Consider the following 18,790-nt stretch of genomic DNA (forward strand, 5'->3'; position numbering starts at 1 on the left):
CAATAAAAAACGTCCGTTTTTCTCCCATAGGTTTATTATGAATTACACGAAATAATAAACAAGGCGATGACTTCTGAAACAATTTTCGAAGCTTTTATAAAACAGATTCAACAGGCCACCATCGCGGAATGGCTAGGGGTATCCTTTGGTGTTTTACAGGTTTGGTTTTCCCGGCAAAATAAATCGATCAATTACATTTTTGGGATTATTGGTATCTTAATTTCTGTTTACGTATTATTCCATGCGAAACTATATGCAGAAATATTACTACATCTCTATTATTTGGTCATGAGCATCTATGGCTGGATCTATTGGAAATATAGTAGCGATGTTGCAGCTCCCATAACGCATTGTGAGCCGAAAGAATGGTGGATAGTAGGGGGAATCTGCGCTCTCGGTTTTCTGTTGTTTTATTTCGGATTGGTCCATTTAACGGATTCTGATGTACCGCTTTGGGACTCTGCAGTTTCCTGTACAGCTTGGGCAGGGATGTGGTTATTGGCAAAACGGAAGATAGAAAATTGGATATTGTTGAATATCAGTAATCTGATGGCAATTCCTTTACTGATCCATAAAGGGTTATTTCTTTATTCGGGCTTGACTTTGTTTTTATTTGTTATGGCATTTAGTGGATATTTTAATTGGAGGAGAATAATAAGTGAAGAAAGATATGCAACTCAGTAGCGAAGATATCGCCATTCTGAAAGATAATCAGGCTAAGGGAATCCATCAGAAAACATTGTCGGATGGACAACTGGACCTTATTTTTCTTCGGAAATGGTTTAAGATTTGGGTTCCACCTGCATTGGGTGGATTGGGGTTAAGTCTACCTGAAGGGCTCAATTTATTGGCTGATCTAGCTTATTGGGATGGGGGATTAGCTTGGACAGTAACGTTATGCTCAGGAGCAAATCTCTTTGTCGGTTTTATTGATCCGGTTTTAGGAGATCAGATTTTCAAAACGGATCGGGTTTGTTTTGGCGGCAGTGGACAGGCATCAGGTACAGCTACACGTGAAGGTGAACATTATCGGCTCCGCGGTTTTTGGAGATATGCTACTGGAGCTCCTCATTTAACCCATTTTACCTTAAATGCTGCAATTCAGGAGGCAGGAAAACCCTTGTTGGACGAAAAAGGTGAACCACTGATAAAATCATTTTTTGTGGATCGTGACCATGTACTGGTGCATTACGACTGGGATACATTTGGATTGGAGGCTACAGCTTCGCATTCCTTTTCGCTGGAAGACATACTCGTTGATGGTAGGCAGTCTTTTGAGATTGATGCGGCAAAAAGTACACGTAGCGAGCTGTTGTATCAATATCCCTTTATGCCTTTTGCGGAATTGACTTTACTGGCCAACTTTACGGGAATGTATAAGCGCTTTTTGGATTTAATCGAAAAACTATTTGTGTTAAAAAGCAATCAATCCAAATGGGAGAAGACTGAAAGTAAAGAAGCATTTAGGGTACTCGATGACTTTCAGCAAGATTATGTTAATCGGAGGGAAGCAATAATGAATTTGGCCGCTCGTTCTTGGGTAAATCTTCATGATGGCAATGATAATGCAGCAATTTATGAACAGATAGGGATACAAAGTCGAGATTTTGTGGAATCTATCTTGACAAATACAATAAGACTCTATCCACATACCGGAATTTCGGGGGCCGCCATTGATCATGAAATCAATATAATCTTCCGGAATATTTTTACGGCTTCGCAGCATAAGTTACTACAGAAGAGTTTATAACAAAAAAGACTATCATTTGATAGTCTTTTTTGTTATAAAAGAACGTGTAGATCGCCAGACTTGGTTAGAAGTTTTGCTACCGTAAATAATTTCTTATCGGCCCAACAGTTACAAGATAGTTTATGTTCATTATCAAACCCCGGTTTTCGGGGATTAATTATTGATTTACGATTGAATATGGGAGGGACATTGTGGATACATTTAGGTGCTTTGACCCCCTTATTAAAGGATGGAACTTTATTTACCATGCAATATGCCGATGGTTCCAATATCAAGTTTAGTCGGTTGGGCAATACTATTTATCAAGATAGAGATACAATAGTTACAACGCACGCTCATTGCGGTTTTGATAATAAAAAAGTTGTGGTGCTTGTGGGGCCCTTAACAGGGAGTGCAGGTGAGCAGACCGCACTAGCCCTTAAGTCCAATCTTCATGCGCTGATAATAGGTGAAGAGACTGCTGGATATTTGAGTATGAATGAAACAAAAGTATTTGAAGAGAATGCTATACTAAGTTACTCTAAAGGTATATTGAAGGATAATCGAGCTAAATCATACCCTCACAGTTTGCATCCTGGTCTTCTTGTTATTGGTGGGGATAATTTTAAAAACCTAGTGAATGATGCTAAAATTAAGGCTGCTATAACGCAACTTAAAAAGTAGACTTATATTCATTTGATTCTGTGTTGATAATATCTTATGAATATAGAGGATTAATAAATTATCTTTCATATATAATTCGATTATGGAATAGGTGGATAGAATTGATACAGTCAATCACGAAATCAGAAAATTTCTCGTCGGGTATATCAGTGTGTTTGTCTTATTACTATTAGGTTGCCATATATACTTAGATTGGGCAATACCTGCATATCATATTTTTGAGATCGTTTGCGTAGAAAATATAAAGTAATACGTGAATAAAAAGCTACTTTTAGGTAGTAACCAAATTTTCAAAAAGAGAGGGGTAAATCTAATCTTCATTATGATAAAATTTAGTGGTTCGTGGATATTTTTATTAGCGGTAGTATTCGCTTATATACCCACCGTTCTAGGTCAGGAAAGTTTTAGATTGGATCATTTTGGCGGAGATAAAGGTCTTTCTCATGGTAATCTGACAGGACTATTGAAGGATAAGGATGGTTTTATCTGGATTGGCACATGGAACGGAATTAACCGGTACGATGGTCAGCATTTCAAAACCTATAATTCTACAGAATCCAAGAAGTATGATGTCGCAAGTCGTCGAGTTATTCAGATGATCGATGGTAATAAAAACGACATCTGGTTTCTTACTTATGATATGAAACTTTATCGTTTTGACAAGGCTACCGAAGAGTTTTGCTCGATATCGGAAAAGGTGGAAGCTACACAAAAAAAATCAGTACAGTTTAACAAAATTTTAGCAATTGATGCACAATCTATATGGGTAGGCAGCACAGACGATGGTTTATTTTGTATAGATACGAAAAGTGGAAATTCTGACTATTCAATCTTTAGCTCAGACAATAAAGCTGTAGATAATCATCTATCGTCAAATCAATTGACTTTCTTCCATAGGAATGTCGAAGGACAGGTATGGATTGGGACAAAAGATGGTCTTCATTTGCTTCAATTATCTTCAAAAAAAGGGAATAAGCCACATGTTATTCAATCTTTTGAATTGGCTTCAAATGGTATCTTTAAGATTGCTGAATCTTCTGATTTCATGTTTTTTTCTACCGAAAAAAACAACCTTTTGGTGTATAATAAACAAGGGCGGAACTTGCAGAAGTTATCGGTAACAAAAGGACGGATCAATGAAATGCGTATGTCACGCGATCAAAAGCAGCTTTTCCTGTCGACCTCCTTGGGTGAACTTATTGCATTTGATGTCGTAAGGCATACAATACAGAAACTATATCAATTTCGAACTAGCCTTACTGGAATTTATGAAGATAGTAAGCGACGATTGTGGCTTGAACCAGAAGGAAATGGCGTGGTCCTGCTGAATTTGAACGATCTTAAAAGCAACTATTTTAGTTCTCCTTTCTTTAAAAAGAGTTCAACCGTGAGTTTTAAATGTTTTGAGGATGCATCGCAAAGAGTCTGGATCAGTATGCGAGGGGGCGGATTCGGTTTTTTTGATGAACAGAATGCCCAGCTCAGCTTTTCTTTCAAATCAATCAATGGTCAACAGATAGACTTTCCACGCTTTGTCCATGATATTCTATATGACCCTGCTGGTGTAATTTGGTTTGCCGTAGAGGGGGAGGGAATGGCACGGATAGTCTTTTACAATAAAGGGGTGTCATTCCAACCTTTTGGTAACGAAGAGGTGAAAGCAACGGACCCTGAAGTTCGTAGCCTTCTATTTGATCAGTTGGGAAGGTTTTGGGTTGGCAAAAAATTGGGACGCATATCAGTTTTTGATCAGGGGAAAATTTTGCCAATTTCTTTTAGTGGCGTGGATTCAGAAGCACTTTCGTCCGTCTATAGTCTATTGGAGGATCGTAAAGGAACAATGTGGATGGGTACTAAGAAGCATGGGCTGTTAAAGGCTGTACCACAAAATAAGGAGCGAACTTCATATAGACTTGAACAATTTAATACGATAAACAAAAAATTAATTAGCAACCAAGTTTATTCGTTATTGCAGGATAAACAGGGGGCTATTTGGATAGGAACTTATGGAGCGGGTTTACTTCGAGCTACTGAAACTAATGGAGTAACGAAATTTGAACAAATAGCATTGCATAAATCTGGTTTGCGGAAGGATGTATTTAACAGAGTTCGGCAATTAACTCTCGATGATAAGGGAATGGTTTGGGTAGCGACAACCCATGGTGTTCTAGTTGTTAATCCAATCAATAAAAAGGATAATTTTTATTTTGTGTATTATGATGGAGATCATATTGGCGATAATGATGTGCAATATCTGTACAAAGATCATTATGGAGCCATGTGGATATGTACGTCAGGGGGGGGATTGACAAAATGCAGTGGCGATCCTTTTAATGCTCTTCGATTTGAACATTATACCGCCAACGAAGGACTTTTTAATGATTATGTTTTAAGTTGTATCTCAGATGAAGAACATAACCTTTGGTTAGCAACAGAAGGTGGATTGTCGAAGTTTGATCGTCAAAAAAAGAGGTTCGTAAATTTTAATGCAAGTGACGGTTTTGGTAATATGCGATTTTCAGAAAAGACGGTAGTACAGAGAAAGCAAGGAGTGATTTTTTTTGGTACAACAAAAGGAGTACTTTGTCTCGACACCAAAGCCTTTCAACAGAAATACAGCAAACCGAATCTTCTGCTGACTGGACTTTTGATTAACAATAAGGAATTTGTAATTAATACCCAAAAAAAAGGACAACAAGTCGGAGTACAATATACTGATCGGCTTATATTAAACCATAATCAAAATAACCTATCTTTTGATGTAACAGTTTCGGATCCGCGTTATATGCACCCTAATTTTCAATATCGTATAAGACAGATTGATACTAGCTGGCATCTTAATAACCAGATTACACGCATTACCTACACCAATTTAAATCCCGGCGATTACACCCTTGAGATAAGGGGGGAAGATGATCTTTATGAAGGAATCCCTTATAGAAAGGTTGAATTTATGATTAATCCACCATGGTGGAAGACACATATGGCATATATAGTCTACGGTTTTTTGATTCTCGGGATTTCCTATGCAGTTTTTAAAATATGTCTGCAAATGATACATTTAAAACAGAAAGTACTTCTCGAACAGCATCTTGGTGCACTTAAAATGGAGTTTTTTACTAATATTTCTCATGAATTGCGAACACCATTGACACTTATTATAAGCCCGGTCAAGAAATTGATACGTGAAGAGACCGATTCAAAAAAAAAAGGTATATATGGATATTATTCATCGGAATGCTGCGCGAATGGAGCTTTTTGTCAATCAATTGTTAGACTTGCGAAAGGTACAGGAAAGTAAGCATCAATTGCATCTTACGCAATTCGACATCGTGGTGTTGATCTCTGACGTATTGTTCGCGTTTATTGCATCTGCCGAAGCAAAACAGGTGAATCTTAAATTTGTTACAGCTTTTAAAGAACTGATTGTTCAACTAGATCAGACGAAAATTGAGATAATCCTTTTCAACTTGTTGTCAAATGCACTCAATTATGCACCCGAAGGAAGTAGCGTGGAAATCCAGTTAAACCTGGAGCAAGAGAAAATGTATATCCATATCATTGATGAGGGACCTGGGGTTCCAAGTGCAACAATGCCTTATATTTTTGAATTATTTTACACAGAAAATAACCCTAAAGTGCATAAAAGAAAAGGTACGGGAGTAGGCTTAGCGCTTTCAAAAGAATTTACATTATTACACGACGGAAACATTTATGCAAAAAACAGGGAAACCCAAGGACTCCATGTTAGCGTTGAAATTCCAATTCACAATAATGCAAATGTACCGCAAAATGTTCAAGAATTCCGTAATTTTAATTCTTTTGACCTTCCTCCGTATTCCGATCCCAATAAGCATAGCATGGTATCTTTCGATACAGACAAAAATGAAACTTTATTGTTAGTTGAAGACAATGCGGATTTACGAATATTTTTAAAGGGGCAATTAGACGCTCATTATCACGTTGAAATAGCTACAAACGGTAAAGAAGGGTTGGAAAAGATTCACTCCATGATGCCTGATTTTATATTAAGCGATCTGATGATGCCAGTAATGGATGGCATTGAAATGTTGAAAGAAGTTCGGCGGGATGCGCGGGTTTGCCATATTCCTTTTGTGTTGTTGAGTGCTAAACACGCTGTTGAAACGCAAATTGAAGGATTGCATTATGGCGCTGATTATTATATCACAAAGCCATTCGAACCTGCTTTTCTATTAACAGCTATTCATAATTTACTTCAAAAAAGAAGATCCTATTTTAAACAGGTTACTGAGCGGAATGCTCCTGTAATTCAGGTATCAGAAGTTCAAATTGACGACAAGGATAAGAAATTCTTGGATACGGTAGTTGAGGTGGTGGAACAGCATATGAACCAATCTGACTTTAATATTGATTTGATTGCCGGACAGCTGAATTTGGCCCGCAATACCTTTTACAAAAAATTTAAGAGCCTGACAAATATAGCTCCAGTTGAATTCGTTCGGGAGTTGCGCCTGAAAAAGGCTAAATTATATTTTGATGCGGGGCTGGAAAACGTATCCGATGTAGCTTATCGCGTAGGATTTAATAATCCCAAATATTTCAGTACTAGTTTCAAGGAAATGTTCGGGATCTCTCCAAAAGAATATACTATGCGAAATAAAAATAAATCATCTTTATCATAATTTTTAAATATAAATCACTGATAATTAATTTTTTATAAAAATTAAACCTTTTTTGTCAATTATTGAACCTTTAATTTGTTGTGCTCCATTAGCTTTGATTATTGCTGACGACAGTCTTGCAAACTTAATGTTAAACGAACCAATTATAGACTTCTAATGATTAGACAAATTCTTGTATCTATTCTATTGACCTATGTTCAATTTTGTAGTCCCTTTTTTTGCTGTGCCAGCATAATTAAAACGATAGCACTAGAGGGAGGTCACAATGTGGTCGTGTCAGCCGATGGGACCGGTGATTATAAAACTATACAAAAGGCAATTGATAGTGCGCCAAAACATTGCGGTGAACCTTACCGGATTTATGTGAAAAATGGAGACTATAATGAAGTAATCACAGTACCCATAGAAAAAAGATTCATCCATTTAATTGGTCAAGATAAGCAGCAAACACGTGTTCATTTTAAGTTAAACGTACAGTCTTTACCTAAGCCGGATTCTAAATGGTATCAAACGGACACTGCAGCTTGGGAATTTTCCGTTCACAATCCCAAAGCAGCGGTTTATCGCTATCCCGGGGCAGTGGTGTCAATCTATGGGGATGATTTTTATGCCGAAAATATCAGTTTTATAAATGATTGGGGACTTGAACGGCAAAGCGGCCCACAGGCTTTGGCAATACGTATCCACGCGGATAGGGTAGCATTTAGTGGTTGCATATTCAGATCTTTTCAAGATACCTGGATGACTAGTACACGCAAGCCCAATGATCGGCTATATGTATACAATTGCTGGATAGAAGGGGCTGTGGATTATTTTTATGGGGGCGGTAATGCATATGTTGAGCATTGCACCTTGTATAATGTTCGCAGCGGATCGGTGATTGTGGCTCCGAGCCATAAGGAGGAAACTAAATGGGGTTACGTGTTTAAATATTGTACAATCGATGGAAATACCGCTGCCGCAGATGGAAAAGTAAAATTAGGACGACCATGGCACGATCAGCCTAAAGCTGTTTTTCTTTACACACGAATGAATATCCCGGTGGCCAAAGAAGGATGGACAGATATGGGGGGAATTCCCAAAATATTTGCCGATTACAAGAGTATAGATGCGTCAGGAAATGCGATAGGCACCGACAATCGTAAGACACGATTTAAAAACAGCAATAATGAGATGGGTGTGTCAAAAGCAATACTAACTGATGCGGAAGCTGCTAGTTATACTTATGATACGGTTATTGTGGGGAATGATCAATGGAATCCTCGCAAATTTATCTGCACTAAACCCCAAGTATGGAAGTGATTTCGCAGAAATCGAGCGATATAGCCAAGCAATTATAAATCAAATCTTATGAGAAATAACAAATTGAAACCATTTGACGGAATAAAGTTTTCTTTGTTTCGTTCTACGCAGCTGCGTAAAAATTTGTTGCATTCAGATGGTGTTAGGGATGTACCTTATTACAATTGGCGGAGCCGGGTGAATATTGGCTTCTTGCTGGTGTTCGTTTCAACTACCATTCAGGCAAACGATAGTTATGCGACCACGACAGTGCTTTTGGATAGCCCCCGTAAGCAGGTTCGATGGATATCTCAAAAGTCTATTGCTGTCGTAGGCAAGGTGTTGGATGAAAAAGGAGTTCCGATAAAAGGGGTAACTGTGCGAATAAAATCAAGCAGTATGGTGACATCAACTGATCAGTCGGGAAGTTATGCATTTAAGGATGTTCCCGAAAATGCTGTTCTTGTATTTGCTTTTGTTGGAAAAAAAAGCCAAGAAGTTCAGGTCAATGGACGTATGAAAATAGATGTTGTTCTTGCAGATAATACGTTAATGATGGATGAAGTTGTAGCCATCGGCTATGGTACTACAAAACGGAAAGATCTGACAGGTTCAGTAGCCTCTATTAACGCCGAACAATTGAAAGATCTACCCACAGTATCTGTCCTTCAAGCCATATCCGGTCGTTTACCGGGGGTCAATGTCACCATAACGGAAGGTTCGCCTGATGCCCAGATAAAAGTCCGTGTCCGCGGTGGAAGTTCCATTACCCAGGACAATTCGCCCTTATATATTGTCGATGGATTTCGTGTAGCCAATATCAACGATATTCCGATGGCAGATATTGAAAATATAGATGTACTGAAAGATGCGGCCTCAACTGCAATATATGGTTCTGAAGGAGCCAATGGGGTTATCTTGATTACGACTAAATCTGGGAAAGGCGGAAATCCAAAAATTACTTTCAACTCCTATCTGGCAGCAAGTAAAGTGTACAACCTTACTGAGGTACTGTCCCCCTATGAGTATGTATACTGGCAGCGGGAGCTCGATCCTTCTATGGCTGCGAATAACAGTTTTAATTCCATGTATGGACTCTGGGAAGATGTGGATATCTATAAGTCCAAAGATGGACTTAATTGGCAGGATAAATTATATGGTAATACGGGGCTGCAGCAAAACTATAGCTTGGGAATGACGGGAGGTGACAAAGATGGAAGTCTGACCTATAACTTAAACTATACACACGACAATGAGGATTATATTATGTTAAACTCGGCTTACCAGCGGGATTATGTGAGCGCAAAGCTCAATAAAAAGATTAGTCCTAAGCTTTCCTTTGAGTTTAACTCGCGGATGTCAAACACAAAAATCACGGGCCCCAGTATCTCTGACGGGCGCAAGTTGCGGGAAGCTGTAAAATATGCGCCCGTTCGCAGTCTTGCATCGCTGACCGAAGGAGCCCTTGGTGGAGCGGAAGATATTACTTCAGCTGAAGCGCTGAGCTCACTCAACGACCCCGTTGTAAATGTTGTGAATGAGTATAAAGATCAAAATCGCTTTAATTTAATTTTTAATGCCGGGCTGAATTGGAAAATCGCCAGAGGATTGAGTTTTAATGCCAAAGGTTCTTATGGTTTCAATAAAAATTTTACGGATAATATCTGGATAAATGGTACGGGGCAGTCCAGCGCTAACGGTGGTCAACCCGTAGCGCGGCGAGAAGATCAAAAAGGGGCGCTGTGGTCATTTCAAAATGTGCTGACCTACGATTTCAAACTGCAAGAAAATAAACATCGTTTTACAATCGTTGGGGGGCAGGAGATGACAAATAGCGAGCAAAACGATATGCTGTTGGAGTCTAAATTTTATCCCAAAGATTTCTCAACCGATGACGTGTTAGCGATGTGGAATTATGGTATTCCATCGCCTACCTACACCACCATTCGCGAACCGTCACGGACGACCTCCTTCTTCTCGAGGGTTAACTATACTTTTAGCGATCGCTATATTCTGACATTGACGGGTAGGGCAGATGGTAAAAATGTATTTGCGCCCGGCAATCAATGGGGATTTTTTCCAGGTGCGGCTTTTGCCTGGAGATTTTCGGATGAGTCTTTCATGTCAGGTACCAAAGCTTGGCTTTCTGATGCAAAATTGCGCTTGAGCCACGGCTCTGTCGGTAACGCGCGCGTGGGATCTTATTGGCGGCAGGACTATGATTTTATTAATGCGGCAAATCAATTGTATTATATTGGAGAAACTCCACAGAGTGCGTTACGTACGAAGACCACGCTGAAGAACGAAAATCTAACATGGGAAAGCACAGTTTCTAGCAATATAGGTTTGGATCTTTCCTTGTTTAAGAACCGGTTGAACCTTACTGTTGATGCTTATAATAATATTACAAACGATTTAATCCTTCAGGTACCGTTGCCGTCGAGCTCGGGATATGCCAACCAGTATCAGAATGTAGGTAGTACTTCCAATAGGGGAATTGAGTTTTCGGCATCTGCAGTATTGGTGGAAAAAAAAGATTTTCGTTTATCAGCAGACTTTAACATTGCTTTTAATCGCAATAAGATTCGTAAGCTGATTGATGGTCTGAATGAAATGACAACGCCAGCCTCTCCATGGCTGGATTTTGGACGTGATGATTTTAGGGCCATTGTTGGACAGCCACTGGGATTGATGTATGGTTTTAAACAAGATGGTTTCTATTCTTTTGATGATTTTACTTTTGATGGTACGCAAAATAGATGGCTATTAAATGAAGGAGTGGTGGATGCTTCGAAAGTAATGTCCAGAGGGGGGAATTATTTTGGCCCAGGTCATATTAAACTTGAGAAGTTGGGCGGAGAAGGTCAGGTAATTACATTGGAGGATGACAGAGCGGTGATTGGCCAAGCACAACCAAAACACACAGGTGGTTTGATGTTGAATGTGCAGTACAAAAGCTTTGATCTGGCGGGTATGTTTAACTGGTCTTACGGCAACGACATATATAATGCAGATAAAATAGATTTCATGGCTTATGAAGGTTCTAAACGGTATCAGAATATCAGTAATGATATGAGGCTTTCACAACGTTTTACCACGATAAACCCTGCCACTGGTGCCAATATCATGTTTGGAAATGATGCCAATCCCGAGCTTTTCCGTGCGCTCAATGAAGGAAAGACGATGTGGAATCCTATGGCAGCAAATGGTCGTATTTTAACCGATTGGGCCATCGAAGACGGCTCCTTTCTCAGACTGAGCAATGTGACACTAGGCTACACCTTGCCGACACATATTGCTAAGCGGCTTCTTATGCAGAATTTACGCATTTATGTCGCTGGCTATAACCTGCATGTCTGGACAAAATATAGTGGACAGGATCCAGAGGTTGACACACAACGTAATCCATTGACTCCCGGGGTAGGATACTCTGCCTATCCGAAAGCGAGAAAGGTGTTGTTTGGATTAAATGTTACATTTTAAACACAAGAACATGAAAAATATAATCATCATTGCTGTTGTCATACTGGCCTGTATGAGTTCATGCAAAAAATATCTTGAAACCAGTTCTCCTTCTTCCCTAAGTGGAGAGACTGTATTTAAGACAAGTTCTATGACTAAAGCTGCGGTTATGGGACTGTATGGGAAAATGACCGATACCTATATCTATGGGCAGAAATTATCGGTCAACTGGCAAGGAGTATCGGATACGGAATCCAATGGGTCATTTAGCGAAACCGGATATATCTCTCAGACAGACGATTTTGGCGCCGGAAATTATTTCGGACACGCCAACAATTCTACGACAAGGTGGCAACGTTTGTTCGAGTTTGCAGAAATGGCAACCGCAGTCGTCGATGGTATCCGCAATTCACCGATTCTCGCGAGTGAAGCAAATAGCATGAAACCTCTTCTGGGAGAAGCGCTCACACTTAAATCGCTCGCATTTTTTGAGCTTGCGCGGTATTGGGGTGATATTCCGTATAAAAAAGAAGCTTCCAAGTCCGACCTATCTAATGTGTACTTGCCAAAATCCGATAAGGATACGGTGTATCATTATTTGGTAAAGGACTTGGAAGAAGCACAGTCCTATCTTCCATACAAAGGCGGAAATAGTGAGTATGGTACAGTAGAACGTGTAACCAAAGGTTTCGCAAAAGGGCTGTTGGCACGTGTCGCATTATTTGCTGGCGGCTGGTCTCTCAGAGACAGTAAAGCATTTCCTAATTCAACTGCTGAGAAGCATCCGACAATACCTTCCAACAATGGCTATTATGTAGGTCGGCCTCAAAACTGGAAAGAATATTACCGTATCGCAGCAGAACAGGCCGCAGAATTGATCGGATCAGCAGATAACCCGCATCGTTTGGATCCAGATTTTGAGAATATATGGTCTTCCGTATGTGGTAATCGTCCAAATGCTTCAAATGAAAATTTGTTTGAAGTAGCATTTGGCATGGGTAACAATGGAGATATTGGCTCCTTGATGGGCTATGCTGTGGATGGAAATTCAAAGTATGGCTCCCGTGGATTCGGTGGTAGTTATGTAACCTCAACCGCATATTATTTTTATTCCTTCGACAGAGAAGATAAAAGGCGTGACGTGACGCTTAGCTGGATTGGCTATGGAGCTGACAATAAAGAGAAGGTGAGTAATAATCCGAATGATGTAAAATTTGGTAAATGGAGGATTTACTGGATGTCTAATTCCTATCTTGCTATGCACAAGACCGCGACAGGGCGTATCGCTACTGGAGTCAATTGGATACTAATGCGATACTCCGATATTTATCTCATGTATGCCGAAGCTCAAAGTCAGATTGAAAATCCTGATGCAGTACATGAAATGGCCAAAATATCACCGAGACAGGCTTTGGAAAAAGTTCGTGAAAGAGCATTTGGCGTCGGGTCTTCCAAAATACATGCGTATGATGCTAACTTTTTAGATGCAGTAATTAATGAACGTGCTTGGGAGTTTGGCGGTGAGTCTGTCCGTAAACAAGATCTGATTCGTTGGGGATTGCTTTATAAAAAAATTGAGGATATGAAAATGGCGCTATGTATTATGTATGATCATAGCAAACCAGTGAAAATATTTGATAAAACCTATCAGCCAGCACAATTTCCTTCGACAGTTTATTTCCGTTATAAAGATAACGAATATATTGATAAGGCTTCATTAAATTATTACGGTGATTTGCCTGCGGCTCCAGGTGGGGACTACATTTCTGTCAGATGGTTTCCTCAGGATGCTGCCAAGCCAGAAAAAGTAGAATCCGGAAAAGTATACAATTATACAATTTGGCCGATCAGAACATTATTGGCTGGAACAGGATTGATGGCTACGTACAATTATTCGGAATTTTTATCCACGTTGACCTATGGCGCGGAAATTCAAGCGCAGCTTAACCAGTATAAAATGGGCAATGGCGTCTGTAATTATCGGTACGTTTATCCGATATATATCGACGATATTCGGGAAGCAAGAGGATACCTGAGTAATGCCTACGGTTATTAACATCAAGCAAATAGTTTTATGAAAAAGATACTTTTAAATAGCATAATGTTGCTGGCTCTAATTTTAAACCTCTTTAGTTGTAAGAAAGCTAACGATTGGGAAATGGATCCTTCACATCAGCGGCTTTTTAAATCACTAAAGTTTACTACTGGTGTAGTCGGTGCAACTTCAGTGGAAATTAACTATACAAAAACAGTAGCTGCGCAGAAATATATTTTTGAATTTAGTAAGGATAGTTTGCAGTTTGCCGAAATTGTTAAGACAGTGGAAATATTAGCTGATACGTTGACTCCCTTCGCACCCTCCACCATTCCTGCAAGGGTTGAATATCGGACTTTATTTGATAATCTGGATGGCCTTACGGAGTATTCTGTCAGGATGAAAGGAGTAAATACAGAAACAGGTGAAGAATCAAATTATTCGCAATTATATTTTAAGACAGCTGCAGAGCAGTTATTCAGTAAGCTGAATATTGGTGTGGATCATATTGAGCTCTATTGGCCTGTAACAGATCGTGTAACTCATGTTAGTGTTTTTGAACCAGTAAAGAATACTGAACTGCAGAAGATAACTTTGTCCCCTACTAATAAAGCCGATGGTCATCTCAAGATTGAAGGTTTACGGCCAGGAACAAGCTATCGTGTCGCAATTTTTAACGAGGAAAACGAGCGAGGAGCAAAGACAGTTAAAACCTTAGGTATAGCTGGAGGAGAGATGATAACAGTAAACCCTGGAGACGATATCCCTACGCTGATAAGCTCAGCTGTTGCCCAAGGAAAAACCAATATCGTGCTGGTATTTACAGGTGGTAAGACTTACGATTTGGCCAATTTACTGATACCTGCAGGAATCAGTAACCTAAATCTGACCGGCACCTCAGATGCCGGCGGCAATTATCCTAAGTTAAATCTTTTGGGGCTGCAATTGACCGATCTTGTCTTGGGTGAGGTCGTGTTTGAAAATCTCGAAATTTATGCAAACGGTAGCTCTTTTTTGATCTCTCAGGATAAAAATGGTGCAAGTGTAGCTGCCTACACTTTTAAAAATTGTTATATAGAAAGACTAGGTAGTGGGGTGGTACGCCTTAACAATGCTGTGACCGTGAAAGGGATAAACTTTGATCATTGTAGAGTCGATAAAATCGGAGGATATGGTGTGGTAAATATCGGTGGTAGCACCGCAAGTGTGGATTCGATCTCAATAACCAACAGTACCTTCACCGATCTGACAACGCAGTTGATGGACGTTCGCGTCGCTGTCGGAAAGATAGTTGTTGGCAATTGTACTTTTTATAATCAAAATGCAGCAATGACTCAATTGCTCCGCTTTGATACCGCTCGATTGCCTTTTTCCTTTGTTGGAAGCAACAATATTATTGCCGGAACGAACAGTGGTGGGCGTATAAACGCAACGAGCTACGATCATGCTGGTTTTGCGCTTAACGTATCGTTTGCTGGGAGCTATCGTACAAATGAATTGCAGATAGAGCGTACTTCCCGGGATTTTTCGGAGATCACTATTTTCAGCGGAACCGCGGAAGACTTATTTGTAAATCCGATGAATAAAGACTTTCGTATTAAAGCTGGTAATGGATTTGGTGGACGTGGTACTGCTGGAGATCCACGTTGGTTTGAATAGATTGAAATATGCATAATGTTAAATCAGGAAAGGTAAGTATGAACAAACTGATATGGTGCGGAATGTTGTGTTTGATATTTTATAACACACGAGTTTCTGCTCAGCATATTGCAGCTTTTCCGGGAGCTGAAGGCGGCGGAATGTTTACAAAAGGAGGTCGGGCTGGTACAGTCTATTATGTGAATACATTGCGTGATGACGACCAGGGTGATGCACAACTAAAAGAAGGCTCGTTACGCTGGTGCCTACGACAAGATGGGGCAAAAACAATTTTGTTTAAAGTAGGGGGGACAATATGGCTCCAACAACGATTGTCAATAAACAAGGGTGATTTGACGATAGCTGGGCAATCTGCTCCCGGTGAAGGAATTACGTTAGCGGGAAATCCTGTTTCAGTAGATGCGGATAATATAGTTATCCGATTTCTGCGTTTCCGTATGGGGGATCTGCAGCTCGCTGGCCGCGATGCTGACGGAGCGGATGCTCTTGGAGGACGCCAAAGGCAGCATATCATCATCGACCATTGCTCCATTAGCTGGAGTACGGATGAATGTGCTTCATTCTATGACAATAAAAATTTCACGATGCAATGGTGCATTATTTCTGAGAGTCTGCGTCTTTCTGGACATTCCAAAGGTCCACATGGTTATGGCGCTATTTGGGGGGGAGTTCATGCAACCTTTCACCACAACCTCCTTGCTCATCATGATAGTAGAAGCCCTCGATTGGGCCCAGGAGCCCTTTACGCAGGAAGCGATACGACAGATATTCGTAATAATGTAATTTACAATTGGAATGGCAATGGAGTATATGGCGGTGAAGCCATGTATGTTAATATCGTTAATAATTTGTATAAACCTGGGCCTGCTACGAATAGTAACATTAAGGATAGAATTATAGCCATTAATGCCAAAACAGAAGAGCACCCTTTTCCAAAGATCAAAGATGTATGGGGTAAATATTTTGTGAGCGGTAATCTACTGACCCACAATTCCAGCATTTCCGCAGATAATTGGCAGGGTGTGCGGATCGTCGGCGAACAGATTCAGTCGGGAATCAGATTAGATAAGGAGATACCTCTACAAGGAACGATCCATACCCACGACGCACAAACAGCTTACGAAAAAGTACTGACATATGCAGGTAACTCCTATGTACGTGATGCTGTCGATCAGCGCATCATTAACGAAACACGTAGTGGGAGTGCTACTTTTCAAGGAAAGAGCCCTCACAATGGCGAAGGGGGAAAATGGAAAAGCCTACAGTATCCCCGTAAAGGTTTGATCGATTCACAGCAGGATATTAATCCAGATCCTGTGGGTAATCGATATGGGGCCTGGCCATCGTTGGAGGCTGGCACAGCCATTCAAGATCATGACCGGGATGGAATACCAGATGGCTGGCTTAAAAAGAATTACCCCGAAAAACAAGCAACCGATCTAACCAAATCAGGCTATACATACCTAGAGGTGTATCTCAATAAATTGGTAGCTTCCATAACAGAGGGGCAGATCTGATATTTTATAGATTTTGTATAACAGATGAGTAAAACTAAAATAGATGTTTAAAAAAAATAAGAAAAAAGGGCTAAAGCTGGCATGCTTTTGTTTAGCACTCGGAGTATGCCAGCATATTAGCGCTCAGTCGGTAGATAGTCCATATCATTGGAATAATCTTCCTGAGGTGGAACGACCTCAATTTCGAAATGATACGATTAGTATCGAGAGGTTTGGAGCGAAGGGAGACGGCTATACCTTAAACACAAGTAGTATAAATGCGGCTATTCGTTCTAGTAGCAAAAGCGGTGGCGGTGTTGTCTTGGTGCCGGCCGGCTATTGGCTTTCAGGGCCAATAATATTACAGAGCAATGTGAACCTTCATTTGGAAGAAAACGCTTTTTTGCAGTTTACAGATGACTTCAACCAGTACAAAATTGTAGCAGGAAATTATGAAGGAAAAGTTTCGGCACGAAACGAATCACCCATCAGCGGTACAGAACTTGAGAATATTGCTATAACAGGCAAAGGTATTATCGATGGCAATGGAGATGCTTGGAGGATGGTTGGTAAAGGAGCATTGACAGAAAGCGAATGGAAAACTAAAGTTGCGTCCGGTGGTTTAATCAGTGCAGACGGCAAAACATGGTACCCCAGTGTCAAATCGAAGCTTGCGCATGAAGAAAGACGTTCTTTCTTGTTAGCTGAGGGCAAAAAATTGACTGACTTCGAGGATATCAAAGATTATTTAAGGCCTAACTTGTTAGTTTTGACCAAATGTAAGAACGTATTACTTGAAGGTGTGACCTTCCAAAATTCACCTGCCTGGAATTTACATCCCCTTATGACGCAGCATCTGACCATAAGAGATGTGAAAATCACAAACCCGGATTATGCCCAGAATGGAGACGGTATTGACATCGAATCATGTTCGAATGTACTAATAGAGCATTGCGTCCTGGATGTGGGTGACGATGCGATTTGTATTAAATCAGGTAAAGATGAAGAAGGACGCAAACGTGGGATTGCGACCGAACGCGTTATTATTCGCCATAATAAAGTCTATAAAGGACACGGTGGCTTTGTGGTGGGTAGTGAGATGTCCGGTGGCGCACGAGATATTTTTGTAGAAGACTGCACTTTTATGGGGACTGACAAAGGCTTGCGTTTTAAGACCACACGTGGTCGAGGCGGGATAGTGGAAAATATCCACATCCGCAATATCAATATGAATAATATTGTGCAGGAGGCTATATATTTTGATATGTACTATTGGACGAAGCCTCCACAGGCCAACGAAGTTCAAGAGGTCCCGCCTGTAAGTATTGAAACCCCACGATTCCGTAATATATCAATCGATGCAATTACATGTAGGGGGGCTCATGTTGGCATCTTTGTTCGGGGATTGCCAGAGATGCCCGTGCAGCAGGTTAGCATGACCAATCTAAACATTGTTGCCAACAAAGTGATTGAGCTTAAAGATGCAATGGGTATTGTTGTGAAAAATGCATTCTTGCACTCGAAAGATGCTAAGATACCAACTATTTATATTGAAAATGCTTCTAACTTACGGTTTGAAGGTTTGAGATTTGACAAGAACTTCTCTCCAGAATTAGAAGTAAATGGACTCAACTCAACGAATATTGTATTTAATAATTCGAACATAGATAAAAAGAAATTAAGTTTTAAACATGGCGCAAAAACTAATGCTGTCAAAATTAATTAGTCTATGAGATTGTGTAGAGATTTTAAGTACTGGATGTACAGACCTAACATTAAT

General features: G+C 40.1%; 11 protein-coding genes. All 11 read left to right on the forward strand.

Annotated elements, in window-relative coordinates; all coding sequences use genetic code 11:
• Nucleotides 1-66 precede the first annotated feature (66 nt).
• Nucleotides 67-684, forward strand: a complete 618-nt coding sequence (gene pnuC, locus BV902_RS10860) for a nicotinamide riboside transporter PnuC (RefSeq protein WP_157626009.1) — start codon at nt 67-69, stop codon at nt 682-684.
• The gene (locus tag BV902_RS10865) at nt 671-1,750 is read left to right on the forward strand and encodes a hypothetical protein (protein ID WP_075991944.1); all 1,080 of its coding nucleotides are present in this window, start codon (nt 671-673) and stop codon (nt 1,748-1,750) included. The genes pnuC and BV902_RS10865 overlap by 14 nt, the downstream gene beginning before the upstream one ends.
• 60 nt (nt 1,751-1,810) lie before the next feature.
• Nucleotides 1,811-2,413, forward strand: coding sequence for a S41 family peptidase (locus tag BV902_RS10870; protein WP_075991945.1), 603 nt, complete (start codon nt 1,811-1,813; stop codon nt 2,411-2,413).
• Between the two features lie 322 nt (nt 2,414-2,735).
• Complete coding sequence (locus BV902_RS10875; RefSeq protein ID WP_075991946.1) at nt 2,736-5,714, forward strand: ligand-binding sensor domain-containing protein; 2,979 nt, start codon at nt 2,736-2,738, stop codon at nt 5,712-5,714.
• Nucleotides 5,632-7,077 (forward strand): hybrid sensor histidine kinase/response regulator transcription factor, encoded by a 1,446-nt coding sequence (locus BV902_RS10880; RefSeq protein WP_083663561.1) that lies wholly within the window; start codon nt 5,632-5,634, stop codon nt 7,075-7,077. Before BV902_RS10875 ends, BV902_RS10880 begins: the two co-directional genes overlap by 83 nt.
• Nucleotides 7,078-7,233: 156 nt before the next feature.
• On the forward strand, nt 7,234-8,379 hold the full coding sequence (locus BV902_RS10885) for a pectinesterase family protein (protein ID WP_075991948.1): 1,146 nt from the start codon (nt 7,234-7,236) through the stop codon (nt 8,377-8,379).
• A gap of 48 nt (nt 8,380-8,427) precedes the next feature.
• Nucleotides 8,428-11,841, forward strand: a complete 3,414-nt coding sequence (locus BV902_RS10890) for a SusC/RagA family TonB-linked outer membrane protein (protein ID WP_075991949.1) — start codon at nt 8,428-8,430, stop codon at nt 11,839-11,841.
• A gap of 10 nt (nt 11,842-11,851) precedes the next feature.
• Nucleotides 11,852-13,876: a RagB/SusD family nutrient uptake outer membrane protein gene (locus BV902_RS10895; protein ID WP_075994718.1), complete on the forward strand. Its 2,025-nt coding sequence runs from the start codon at nt 11,852-11,854 to the stop codon at nt 13,874-13,876.
• 18 nt (nt 13,877-13,894) lie between these two features.
• Nucleotides 13,895-15,514, forward strand: a complete 1,620-nt coding sequence (locus tag BV902_RS10900; protein WP_083663562.1) for a DUF5123 domain-containing protein — start codon at nt 13,895-13,897, stop codon at nt 15,512-15,514.
• 38 nt (nt 15,515-15,552) lie between these two features.
• On the forward strand, nt 15,553-17,031 hold the full coding sequence (locus BV902_RS10905) for a pectate lyase family protein (protein ID WP_157626011.1): 1,479 nt from the start codon (nt 15,553-15,555) through the stop codon (nt 17,029-17,031).
• Nucleotides 17,032-17,197: 166 nt separating this feature from the next.
• Nucleotides 17,198-18,736: a glycoside hydrolase family 28 protein gene (locus BV902_RS10910; RefSeq protein ID WP_237242097.1), complete on the forward strand. Its 1,539-nt coding sequence runs from the start codon at nt 17,198-17,200 to the stop codon at nt 18,734-18,736.
• Nucleotides 18,737-18,790 lie beyond the last annotated feature (54 nt).

This window comes from Sphingobacterium sp. B29, assembly GCF_001952815.1.
GTDB classification, from domain to species: domain Bacteria; phylum Bacteroidota; class Bacteroidia; order Sphingobacteriales; family Sphingobacteriaceae; genus Sphingobacterium; species Sphingobacterium siyangense.

Bases quoted from the DNA above. Each gene is read 5' to 3' on its own strand.
- BV902_RS10900 (WP_083663562.1), top strand. From the start codon at position 13,895: ATGAAAAAGATACTTTTAAATAGCATAATGTTGCTGGCTCTAATTTTA.
- BV902_RS10885 (WP_075991948.1), top strand. From the start codon at position 7,234: ATGATTAGACAAATTCTTGTATCTATTCTATTGACCTATGTTCAATTT.
- BV902_RS10875 (WP_075991946.1), top strand. From the start codon at position 2,736: ATGATAAAATTTAGTGGTTCGTGGATATTTTTATTAGCGGTAGTATTC.
- BV902_RS10890 (WP_075991949.1), top strand. From the start codon at position 8,428: ATGAGAAATAACAAATTGAAACCATTTGACGGAATAAAGTTTTCTTTG.
- BV902_RS10895 (WP_075994718.1), top strand. From the start codon at position 11,852: ATGAAAAATATAATCATCATTGCTGTTGTCATACTGGCCTGTATGAGT.
- BV902_RS10880 (WP_083663561.1), top strand. From the start codon at position 5,632: ATGGATATTATTCATCGGAATGCTGCGCGAATGGAGCTTTTTGTCAAT.
- pnuC (WP_157626009.1), top strand. From the start codon at position 67: ATGACTTCTGAAACAATTTTCGAAGCTTTTATAAAACAGATTCAACAG.
- BV902_RS10905 (WP_157626011.1), top strand. From the start codon at position 15,553: ATGAACAAACTGATATGGTGCGGAATGTTGTGTTTGATATTTTATAAC.
- BV902_RS10865 (WP_075991944.1), top strand. From the start codon at position 671: ATGCAACTCAGTAGCGAAGATATCGCCATTCTGAAAGATAATCAGGCT.